Source organism: Bacillus sp. FSL W8-0183, from assembly GCF_038006825.1.
In the GTDB taxonomy this organism is placed as follows: domain Bacteria; phylum Bacillota; class Bacilli; order Bacillales; family Bacillaceae; genus Bacillus; species Bacillus altitudinis.
This window is the reverse complement of the sequence record NZ_JBBOVY010000001.1, coordinates 1,155,626-1,166,424: the sequence shown is the minus strand read 5'-3', so window position 1 is coordinate 1,166,424 and position 10,799 is coordinate 1,155,626. Positions and strand designations below refer to the sequence as shown.

10 protein-coding genes are annotated in these 10,799 nt (G+C 36.5%); 1 reads left to right on the top strand and 9 read right to left on the bottom strand.

Annotated elements, in window-relative coordinates; all coding sequences use genetic code 11:
• Positions 1-100: 100 nt before the first annotated feature.
• Complete coding sequence (locus NSQ64_RS06090) at positions 101-547, top strand: ferritin-like domain-containing protein (protein ID WP_341015573.1); 447 nt, start codon at positions 101-103, stop codon at positions 545-547.
• A gap of 191 nt (positions 548-738) precedes the next feature.
• Here NSQ64_RS06090 and NSQ64_RS06085 read toward each other — a convergent pair whose 3' ends face one another.
• The 9 genes from NSQ64_RS06085 to NSQ64_RS06045 form a co-directional block, all read right to left on the bottom strand.
• Positions 739-1,149, bottom strand: a complete 411-nt coding sequence (locus tag NSQ64_RS06085) for a DoxX family protein (RefSeq protein ID WP_008348626.1) — start codon at positions 1,147-1,149, stop codon at positions 739-741.
• 57 nt (positions 1,150-1,206) lie between these two features.
• Positions 1,207-2,046: a M56 family metallopeptidase gene (locus NSQ64_RS06080; protein WP_156060619.1), complete on the bottom strand. Its 840-nt coding sequence runs from the start codon at positions 2,044-2,046 to the stop codon at positions 1,207-1,209.
• Positions 2,039-2,461, bottom strand: a complete 423-nt coding sequence (locus NSQ64_RS06075; RefSeq protein ID WP_007499135.1) for a BlaI/MecI/CopY family transcriptional regulator — start codon at positions 2,459-2,461, stop codon at positions 2,039-2,041. The genes NSQ64_RS06080 and NSQ64_RS06075 overlap by 8 nt, the downstream gene beginning before the upstream one ends.
• Before the next feature lie 279 nt (positions 2,462-2,740).
• Positions 2,741-3,889, bottom strand: a complete 1,149-nt coding sequence (locus NSQ64_RS06070) for a response regulator aspartate phosphatase (RefSeq protein ID WP_283924308.1) — start codon at positions 3,887-3,889, stop codon at positions 2,741-2,743.
• An 81-nt stretch (positions 3,890-3,970) separates the two neighbouring features.
• The gene (locus NSQ64_RS06065; RefSeq protein ID WP_341015569.1) at positions 3,971-4,471 is read right to left on the bottom strand and encodes a hypothetical protein; all 501 of its coding nucleotides are present in this window, start codon (positions 4,469-4,471) and stop codon (positions 3,971-3,973) included.
• Between the two features lie 9 nt (positions 4,472-4,480).
• A complete protein-coding gene (locus tag NSQ64_RS06060) occupies positions 4,481-5,455 on the bottom strand; it encodes a bifunctional lytic transglycosylase/C40 family peptidase (protein ID WP_341015567.1) in 975 nt (324 codons plus the stop codon).
• The gene (locus NSQ64_RS06055; RefSeq protein ID WP_341015565.1) at positions 5,452-7,797 is read right to left on the bottom strand and encodes a CD3337/EF1877 family mobilome membrane protein; all 2,346 of its coding nucleotides are present in this window, start codon (positions 7,795-7,797) and stop codon (positions 5,452-5,454) included. The genes NSQ64_RS06060 and NSQ64_RS06055 overlap by 4 nt, the downstream gene beginning before the upstream one ends.
• Positions 7,798-7,883: 86 nt before the next feature.
• Positions 7,884-10,382 carry an ATP-binding protein gene (locus tag NSQ64_RS06050; RefSeq protein WP_445684639.1) on the bottom strand — a complete coding sequence of 833 codons (2,499 nt, stop codon included), beginning with the start codon at positions 10,380-10,382 and terminating at the stop codon, positions 7,884-7,886.
• Positions 10,294-10,791 carry a conjugal transfer protein gene (locus NSQ64_RS06045; RefSeq protein ID WP_283924303.1) on the bottom strand — a complete coding sequence of 166 codons (498 nt, stop codon included), beginning with the start codon at positions 10,789-10,791 and terminating at the stop codon, positions 10,294-10,296. Before NSQ64_RS06045 ends, NSQ64_RS06050 begins: the two co-directional genes overlap by 89 nt.
• Positions 10,792-10,799 lie beyond the last annotated feature (8 nt).

Here is a 10,799-nt window from a genome sequence, read left to right as displayed (position 1 = left end):
TCACCTTCCCTTTCTCCTCCGATTGAAAAGAAAATAGGCACCTTTCCCGACTCTTTTCATATCATAAACCATCATGATCTAAAAGGAGGCTGGCAATATCATGTATTACGGTTATTATGACTACTCGCCATATGACATGCGCCAAAACACAAGGATCATTGCAGACCTTGAAAAGGCCATCAATGGCGAATATTCTGCGATCCAATGCTATGAAAAACTTGCACAAAAAGCAAAAAATCCTGAAGCGAAAAAAATCATTCAAGAAATACGTCAGGATGAAGTCAGACATTATCAGCTATTTACAAAGCTATACTATTCTTCGACTGGTAAAAACCACAAACCAAGCATAACAGAGCCTTGTCCAGACCAATTTAGGGAAGGTCTCTTATTTGCCTTTAAAGACGAACAAAAAACAGTCGATTTTTACTTAACGGTATCAGACTATGTCCGTGATCAAGGAACAAAGGAATTAATGAAGCGTATTGCTCAAGATGAACAGCAGCATGCCGTCTGGTTTCTATATCTTTTAACGCACCATGTTTCTTAGTTACCCCTATTTTAATAGGAGATCGTATGTTCCGTCAAAAAATGAAATTGCTTTTTTGCTCATTCAATATGTGAAATAAAGGGCTGTCATCATCAAAACGCCTCTTCACTTTTCCTTTTTTAAGGATAAAACGACCTTTTGACCATAAAAAAACTCCTCTGCTACAAATCGCAGAAGGAGTTTTTTGTTATTTAATGAAATTTTGCTTCATTGCTTTGCTGCTGTTGTTTTAACAATCCATCAATCGATAGCATCTTGCTGCCACTAAGTGTCAAGTAAAGCGCCATGACCATTAAAGAAAGTTCAAATTCATAACCGCCCACAAATCCTCTTGCAAAACCAACTGTGATAATGGCTACAGCCATAATTGGCACAAATAAAGCTGCGAAAAGACGTGTGCCTAAACCTAGAATCAGGGCAATTCCACCAACCAGTTCAATTGTTTTGACAATATAGGCCATAAATTCAGGGACACCAATTTGACCAAAAAATGCAGCAGTGCCTCCTAGTCCACCTTGATATGCTTGAAGCCCATGTAAAAAGAAAATAATGCCTAAGATGACACGTACAAAAAGTGTTCCTATTTCTTGATTTGTTTTCATATAGTGATTTCCTCCCATTTTTACACTACATTATGTAATGTTCATTCGTAAAAAAAATTAGTAATTTAAGTTGAGCATAATCATTAAGACCAACATGAGGATGGTTGATGTCACAATTGGGATAAGTGGTACATTGAACGGTATGTTGTATGTTGGGTTTAAGATTTTTTGGATTCTTAAATTCAATGCTCGGTCTCCAAAGGACACGGCAAATTTCGTTTGTTTTTGAAACTGGGTTCTATTTTTAATGAGTTTCAAAAGGGCTTGCCCTACTCCAAGCTCAGTCCCTGTCTGCTGAATGGCATAGTCATCTGCAATGACCTCACGAAAAACGGAGTAACTTTGTCTCATATGCTTTAACACAGGAATGTACCAAATCACTTTTGTGAGCATAGAGAAAGTGAAAGTCTTTAAAGGGTCGTAGCTGTATTTGTGATGTAATTCGTGATAGACAACAGCATCGATTTCCCCTTCATCCAGCATGTCTATAAGCGCTGTTGAGAGATACACTTTTGGCCGAAGCATCCCCATTGCGAAAGCAAGCGGTTCATGGCAATGAAACACAATGATCTCATTTCTATACTTGTCTGATAGACTTTGCGTTGAATGTTGATCGACTGCCATCATCATATTTCTTTTGAAATGAATATACTTTCTGACCTGCTTTGTCATATAGAAAACGGCAAAACCAAGCGTATACAAGACGAACGCATCCAGAAAATACTTTAAAGGAGTGAATCCATAAAATTCGAGAACAGATTGACATACATGGATCAGGTTATATGCTTGATTCCAGCCAAAAAAGCTTGAGAGTACATAATAGCCCATCTGGTAAAAGATCACTAAGCCAATCAATATACCGCCTAAAAACAGCAGACTCGACTTCATTTTAATCATGTCGTTTCTCCTCTTTTTTGGATGCAAGCCTTGCTTCGAGTACCTTCAGTAATTCAGGATCAGCACTTTCAATTGCGTCCACCATATGATTGACTGCAAGGGGGCCGAAATCATCCATCAGTCCTTGAGTAATCCATTTCGTTTGCTCATTTAGAAATTCTTCTTTTGTTAAAACAGGGTTATAGATAGATGAACGCCCTTTTGTTTTCTTTTCCACAATTCCTTTTTCGGTTAATCGATTGAGTACCGTCATGACCGTGTTGAAATTAATTGGCTTCTCATCTGACAGCTTCTGCTGTACCTCTTTAATCGGCATATCCTCACCTTGATAAAGGATCTCCATAATCCTTCCTTCTAAAGGACCGAAAAAGCGGTTCAATCCCTTTTCGTTATATTTAAAAGAAGGAATTTTCATGTCATCACCTCACACTAAGCATTGTAGTGTAAACGGTCAAATTTTTCAACAATAATCCCTTATTTCATAAGGATTTCTTTCAAAACCAATATTTATGTACTCCAATTTACTCCAATATTACTTAAGACTTCTTTTGAATTTAAGGAGTTCACCTGTAAAATTCTTTAAAACGAACAAATGAACTCCTTATTGAATTATGCCGCCACTCTATCAGCAACCTGATAAACGTTTTCAGCTCTATCAACATTCTGTTCAACAATTTGTGAAAATGCCACAAGACTAATCAACATTATAGATGTAACCAGAATTTTTTTCATCAATAAGCTCCTCCTCTCTAATTTTTTTTCTTACATCAATACTCATTCTAAAGTAATCATTTGCCAATTTGAAGTTCTCGTTTGAACTAAAATATTCAGCCACTTCCAAAGCCAAATTTTCAACATCAGCATACATGTTCTTCTTTAAAAGGGAATCAAAAGCTTCCAAAATTAATGAATGATCATCTTCATAATACAATCCTGTTAAAATCATAAATTTCAACTTGTACTCTTCATCATTAAATTCGTCTACATATTTTAACCCTTTAATATAATAATACTTTGCTTCAAGAAACATGCCTCTTTTTAAATAAACATGAGTTTGATTAAATAGAGCTTTCGTTACGAAACTGTTATGATGAGTTTCTAAATAATTTAATGCTAGATCAAGGTGTTCACATACATCATTATACTGCTTCAATTCCTCATAACAAATAGCAGCGTTAATATGGGCCATCCCTTTAATATGAGCCAGTTTATTTTTTTCAGCAATATCTACTATTTCTAGAAACATATGAAGAGCTTGCCTAAACTTTGATTCATCTATTAAATTACCACCTATTACAAATCGACATCTAAGAGCCTGCACTAAATAATCATCATATCTTTCGTAAATATTTAAAGCTCTGTTAGCGTAATTTAAAGAGAAGTAAGTTTGTTTCATATAATAATAAACATAGGAAACTTTAAAATAAAACTCAGCTTGCTCAATTTCATCATTAATTTCAGATATCATCATTTCTGCTTTTCTATAAGCAGATATTGCGGTTGTTAGTTCCTTTCTCCTGAACTCATACATACCCATAAAAAAATAATAGTAATACTCTAACATACCTGTCAAATTTTCTTGTCTTTCAACCTTTTTCAATGTTAGATATGTTTTATCTAAATCATGAGGATTTTTTGCGTTGAGATGACTTTCTAACAAACTATGTCTAAATTCCAATAAAGAAAAATACAAAAGGGCATCTTGATTCTCCTCCATACTATCTAGCTCTCTTTTCACTTGCTGCTTAATTTCTATCGCCAAGTCAACATTTTCTGCCTTTATGGCTCTATACCAATCATTTAACTTGGTAGTTACTAGATCATATGGTATCAAATCTTGCATAACCCTTACACCTCCCCGCTTATCAAATAATTCTTACTTTCGTAAATAATAACAAATAAATCAATATTTTTACACTATTAATCAATTACTTCCTTTTACTTGAACATTATCAACAACCCATCCGCCTTTTTCTTTTTTCAATTCTGTTTGAATAATTAAGGTATGCTTACTGGTAACAGCATTCACCGTAACCGCAGTTTTTGCCTCATTCAAATATAGTTCTCGATTTTCATCAACTTTTTTTGAATAACTTTCCAAAGACAGTAAATCACCTTTAATGGTTACACTATGTTTTTTTGGAGCCTTAGAAGGGAATGCATAGCTCATAGCCTTATCAGTGGCTAACTTCCTCACCGCCCCTTCACGATCATCCGCATCTTCATATTGAAAAAATGCTTCAAAGAATTTTTGATTCATGTCAGCAGCTTCTGAATTCGTCATATGATTCATTTTATTTTCGATCCTTTGTTTTTCTTTTAGAGCTTGATTTTTTTCAGCACTTAACTTGCTGTATGTCATGTAATAACTCGTAATCCCTAAAATCAAAATCACACCACCCAATACCCAAAATACTTTTTTCATAAAATCCCCCTAATTTTTTATTCTGCCAAACGACACCAAGTGATCACGCCAATATCCCTTTTTAAGAGGAGAGTATTGAACGCCACTATCATTACTATTATACATTCTTCCATCTCCTACATAAATTCCCACGTGTGTGATGAATTTACCTTGATACGTCCCAGTGAAAAACACCAAGTCCCCCGCAACCGCTTCACTTTCAGAAATCTTTTTTGTTGCACCGTATTGTTCTTGGGCTGTCCTTGGCAAGGATATACCAGCTTTTCTATATGCCCATTGCACAAGACCACTACAATCAAAACCAGTGGAAGGAGAAGAACCACCCCACTCATATGGATTGCCTTCATACTTAAGTGCTTCATTCATAACACTCTCATATCCCTCCATTGCTCCATTGACTGGCTTCACAGTACCACCGCCTTTTAGATAACGCATTACATGGTCAACATAATGGGGATCACCGTAGCTTTTCCATCCCAATTTCAGAGCTTGGAAGTTACTAAATTCTAAAGCCAGAGCCTTTGTATATTTGCCACCTCTTTTTTTAACAAAATCTATAAATCCTCCACCATAATTGTAAGACTGTAAGGTTAGACGCACATCACCCCCTGCCTTTTTAAAGACAGCAGCAAAATGTTTTACTCCCACTTGAATTGAATACTCTTGACTAGTTATAGTGTTTGGTGGCAAACCTATTGATTCGCTTGATTGCATGATGTCAAGATAACGCCCACCACTTTCCTGCATAGTAAGCGCCATAATGATGTTCAACTGATCGTAAACACCTTCTTTGCGGGCATATTTTCCAAAGACGTGGCGGAGCCTTTCAATCTCTGGCGCAATGCCATTCGTCACAAACTCTTCATCCCCACCGCCGATTTCTTTTTGATTACTCCCCCCAAAAATCAACACAACCACAATCAACATTCCCCCAAAAAAAATAATTGGGAGTGAACTAAAAAAAGCCGTCAATAGCTTTTTCATGATCTGTCACCTTGACCATTCTTGCTTTGACGGCTCTCTATCTGATCCAATTCAATTTTCACATGCTTTGGTTGCTGCTGAATTACTCTTTTAGTTTTCGGTTGTGTATCTGATGTCTTAACTGTTTCATTTTCAGTTTTTGGAACTGGTGCACTTACTCTTTCTTTTGGTTGTGTTTGTTCATTTCTTGCTACGTTAGCATTAGGAACAGGACTCACAGGCTTTTGATTACTGATATTTTCCTCTGTTAACGTTTTTTCAGAAACACCTTGATCACTTCTTTCAACATCAACCTCATGAACTGATGTTGAACCCTTCGGACTATTGTTCTTTTCTTCTTCGGCAATATGTTCTTTAATTTGATCACTTCTTTCTGCATCCACCATTGGTATTTTGCTTGATGCGCTTGAATTATTGTTCGCTTCTTCTGCTAGTTGATCTTTTGCAGCTTGTTCGCTTCTTTCTACATCCACTTTTGACATAGGGTTTGAAACGTTTGACATTTTATTGGTTTCCTCCGCAAGTTGATCTTTAGTCGCTTGTTCACTTCGCTCTACATCCACTTTAGGCAGCTGATTAGAAACACTTGCCTTATTATTACTTTCCTCCGCAAGTTGATCTTTAGTTGCTTGTTCACTTCGCTCTATATCCACTTTCGGAAGTTGATTAGAAGCCCTTGCACCTGTTTCCGTTTGATCTGTTCTTTCCTCTTTTCCACCATCCACAACGTACAATGGCGGCTTATAATCATCTGCTTTCGAATCTACATCTACAGTTGATTCATCAAGCTGCCGTCCTCTTTCGATTTCTTTTTTCGCAGACGCATCTTTTTTGAGGGGATTATTTTGGGACATTCTATCAAATTTAGAATTTCCAGTAGTTGACTGGTTTTGTGGTGCGCCTCGTCTTTCTGCTAAAGACCGTTCTTCTTCTGCTTTCTTTTCTTCAGCAGCTTTTTTAGCATCACGCTTCTTTTTCCATTCACTAAAACCATTACCAACCTTCTTCATACCATCAAATGAGGGCTGTACAACCTGTTTTCTAGTATTTTCAAGTAGATTAGCATCCACCGATTGAACTTTGCCAGCCGTAACAAAATTGATGATCTTGTCACGTTTTAAAAATGCAAAGATCAGAATAGCAGACAATGCTGCCACATTTAAAAAATACATCCCTAAATTGGTAGGAGGGATTGTCTTATTAACAATTACACAGACAGCATAAACAAATACAAGAACAAGAGTTAGCATTGCTTTCATAATAAACAAAGCGAACATTCTTCCAAGCGACACAAAGCCACTATAGGCAAATTGCGGAACATATGAAAGAATAAACGCAAAAGGAAGAAAGAATGCTATCGCCAGAACGATAATTTGAATCAAGAAGTTAAGAAACGGAATCAAAAAGAATGGAACACCTAGAGAAATTGCAGCAAGCATCCCTATAAATGAATAACCTAACTGTGCATAAATACTTCCCTCTGCAATACTTTGGTTTTTATACTCTTTTACCTCTTTGTCATTAATGAACTCTTTCTTTGCACTTCGACCCTCACTGGTCAATTTGAAAGAAAGTAGCGTGTCTATACGATCAAGACCACCTTTTCCATCCCCCTTCTTCAAAATTGTTTTTTCATTTGGTGTACCATAGTTAGTCACCAAATAAGGATTTTTCAAGGCAGCATTAAAATAAAAATTTCTAAGAACGGCTGTGGTCCCTTTAAGCTCTTGACCTTTTTTTACTTCATCCATGGTCAAAGAAGAATCACCTTTACTCGAAAACGAATCGGTCAACTTATTACCAACTGTGATTAATTTCCCTTGTGCTTCTATCGACAACGCATTAAGAGATTCTATCCAATATCCAGCTTTACCGACCCACAGTCCTGCCACAATCATGACCATAAAAAATAACACAAATCGTCTCATACCTTCTTTAAAACTTCCACGAATTAAAAACAGATAGACTACGAAGCCTATCATAAATACAAAGATTATTTCTCCGAAACTATTCTTTAGAACGCTGTACATTTTCTTTGAGACATCTGTCACAGCATCACTAAATCCTTCTATCGGTTCAGCACTCATAAATAGGTCCATCGCTTTATCAACAACAAGAACTATTATTTGCGTTGTGCCTAGCATTACATTAGACAAAGAAACGATAGTACCCTTTATCATTCCATCTTCAGCTTGGTTGTGGGCTTGATAATGTTCAAGTGGAAATCGACTAATTTCAAGCTCGACCCCCCCAACTTTTTCAACCTTTGGTTTCACCGTTTTATCACCTGCTTTATCGTCAGCTAAAGCAAATGAAAAAAAGCTAGTTAATAGAATAACCATGATTGAGAAAACCAATATTATTTTCCGTTTTATTTGAATCGCCCCCGATCTGCAAACAAAAAAGCCATGCTGCTTCACATGACTTTCTACAAGTATTGTTCTTCTGCATACGCAACATCACTTTTATTAATTGTTTCAAATGCTCCCATCCACTCATCAAACAAACATTCAATTGAAATTTTTGCAGTACGCCCGTAAATATCCTTGAATAAGCATTGACCTTGAAACATGGATTCAAGCATTTTTTTGTTTTCCTCACTCGGTTCAAGATTCATCCATTTCAAGACTTCTTCACGTTCGTTCGGCTCATCGAAAGCAAAAGCGACACCGAAGTTTCCTGTGTCATCCTCATGTAAAGCATCCTTTGTTGATTGTGAGATGAAGAATTCAGCATTGTTGTAAGAACGCCCAATACGTCTCATTTGACGCTCTACTTTTTTACCCTGTGGCGAAGCTGTAAATATCCATGCTTCATCAATAAATTCCGCTGTTTTTTCTTCTGCATTCATTCCAAAAAGCTCGCAAAACTTACCAAGCGCAAACATGACCGCACTTGATTTTAATTGTGACTTCGTAAAATTTTCTATACGTTCCCCAAAGTCTGGCAAGTCCATGTTCTCAACTTCTAAAATTGTGATTCGCTCTTTTAAAGACAGGGAAGGATTAGAACCATCATGAACTAGCAACTTCATGATAGAGTCTTTGACAGACTCATAAAGAAAGTCTCCTGCTTTTCTCACAGTCTCTTCTTTATGCTTTTGCATCTCATAAATGACATGCAGCGATCCAACTTGTTCACCCTTCTCTTTCATTTCCAGAACTTTTGTAATTGCTCTCAAAAAAGCAGTGCTCACATCATCTTTCCCTTTAAAGTCATAAATCTGCTCGAATATAACTTCTAACAAGTCTTTCGCTTTACTTGGAGGCATGAAGGAAATTGGGTCTAATGCGCCCCAGTTCTCATCTTGTTCATGGTCTAACGTTATAAAGTGATATTTCTCTAAATGCTTAATATACAAAGGGAAATCTTTACGAGTTTGTGGGTTGCTGATAACTTTTCTAATCCATTTCCTCATTTCCTTTTTCGGGTCGATGTACAGCGATTTAATATCCATAAAGGATATATATGTGTACAACAGCTTTGCGAGGAAAGACTTACCATTACCTGTATCGCCTGTAATTAAGCAATGCGGCGATCTAGTTTTTGAACCTTTAATTTGCTGATTAGCAAGAAAAGGATGAAACAAAACAAAGTCTCGACTTGATCGAATGGCGCTTTCTAAATCTGTATGCTTATCAAAACGATCTCCCCATCCTAAAAAGAAACCAATCTTTGAACCAACAAAAGAATCAACTCCCAATAAGCATTCAGCCAATCCACTTTGTGTTGTTTTTTGAATCCAGTTTTTATCCATGACATCCAACTTTTCAGCAGGCAGCATTTTATAAAACAAAGACAATTGATCAGCAATAGGAATCCTGCATTTAATTCCTGCCCCTTTTAGGTGTCTCACGACTAATCGAGCCTTTTCAGCGCATTCTTTTTTCGTGCGTCCGTCAACAATCACAACCGCAAGCCAGTTGATCAAAGACACTTCCTCTTTTTTGATTTTATTTTGAAGGTCTTTGACGAGAAACGCACTTGTCATGGTTGACTGGTCGCTTTCGTCTCCAACACTATACTTTTCATTTTGTTCTTCTCTCAATTGCTGGTGCTTAATATTTAATGCTGTCTTTGTCATAGACTTACTTTCTACTTTTGCCTTTACCTCTACCTCCACTGGAAAAGGCAAAGACTGAACCTCATAAAACAAGTTGCTATTCGCCATATTGTCTAGAAATTCGTCAACAACAATCATTGAAATATGTCCTTCATCTTGATCACTAACGAGCTTTAAAGAGCCTGGAATTGTTGGATCTATAACAGTGTTTGTAATTGAATGAATATCTCCATTTTGGCTTTCTTCCTCAACATCGTGATAAAGCCCTCTTATAAAGTGATAACGATTGATATATTTAAGCTCGGCTTCTCTCAATCTCTCTCCAAACACGGATGTAACCGTACTCGCCAAATCGTCCTCGATCTCTTTATATTGTTCAAAAAATTGGGATGATACATCTTGTTCCCATCCAAGCATATTTACAACGGTGTCTGTGACAGTGTTAAACATTGACAAAACATTATCTTTAATATCAGCATCCAAACTAAGCAATGTCTTATTTAGCTTAATTCCAATGATGAAGTCGGGCCTTGTCAATCTTCCCAAGCGTTGCTGCATCACACTCACCATTTCCCCCATATAGTACGAAGCTACTTCTAAAGCATCCTCATGTATATCCTTTTTCAATACATTCAAACGCCCTTCGAGATCAAAGCGACTCGGATACATCATTAAATGGAAATCTTCATACTCTGTTATTTCCTCGTAAAATGATGTCCAACTGTCTTTATAATTATCTATTTCACTTTGGTTTCTGCTTGGAATCGAGCTACTTTTAATCCGATAATACGCCCAAACGTCTCCCGTTTTCGTCAAGACCATGTTGTTTAACAGGGTTTTCATTGGAGTTTTTAGAACAACCATTTTTTCGCACCACCCTTACTAAAGATTTGAATTTTATTTCTTGATCATTCGCAAAGTCTATTACTTTGTCGTTACAATATTTTTTCTTTGGCAATTTGATTAGTACAATGTACTTTATCAAACCTAAAAAATAGAGATAAATATTTTTCCCTTCTGGTTTGATTTTTGTAATCAAAATTGTCAAACCAAGTGGAATACCAAAAATCACGATTACAAAAGTATTTTCAAAGGCGCTAGGAAAAAACTTCCTAACACCTAAGAAAAAACCAAAACTAATAGCGACAAAAATAAAATAGTTGATCATCGGGATCAACTCTATCGCAAATGGTAAACTATAATTTTCCGTTATCCTTTGTATTTTTTTAGGCTCACGCATCGCTTTTCTATAGTTAAAAACAAATCTCGACACACTATCAC

Bases quoted from the DNA above. Each gene is read 5' to 3' on its own strand.
- NSQ64_RS06090 (WP_341015573.1), top strand. From the start codon at position 101: ATGTATTACGGTTATTATGACTACTCGCCATATGACATGCGCCAAAAC.
- NSQ64_RS06085 (WP_008348626.1), bottom strand. From the start codon at position 1,149: ATGAAAACAAATCAAGAAATAGGAACACTTTTTGTACGTGTCATCTTA.
- NSQ64_RS06080 (WP_156060619.1), bottom strand. From the start codon at position 2,046: ATGATTAAAATGAAGTCGAGTCTGCTGTTTTTAGGCGGTATATTGATT.
- NSQ64_RS06075 (WP_007499135.1), bottom strand. From the start codon at position 2,461: ATGAAAATTCCTTCTTTTAAATATAACGAAAAGGGATTGAACCGCTTT.
- NSQ64_RS06070 (WP_283924308.1), bottom strand. From the start codon at position 3,889: ATGCAAGATTTGATACCATATGATCTAGTAACTACCAAGTTAAATGAT.
- NSQ64_RS06065 (WP_341015569.1), bottom strand. From the start codon at position 4,471: ATGAAAAAAGTATTTTGGGTATTGGGTGGTGTGATTTTGATTTTAGGG.
- NSQ64_RS06060 (WP_341015567.1), bottom strand. From the start codon at position 5,455: ATGAAAAAGCTATTGACGGCTTTTTTTAGTTCACTCCCAATTATTTTT.
- NSQ64_RS06055 (WP_341015565.1), bottom strand. From the start codon at position 7,797: ATGGTTATTCTATTAACTAGCTTTTTTTCATTTGCTTTAGCTGACGAT.
- NSQ64_RS06050 (WP_445684639.1), bottom strand. From the start codon at position 10,382: ATGGTTGTTCTAAAAACTCCAATGAAAACCCTGTTAAACAACATGGTC.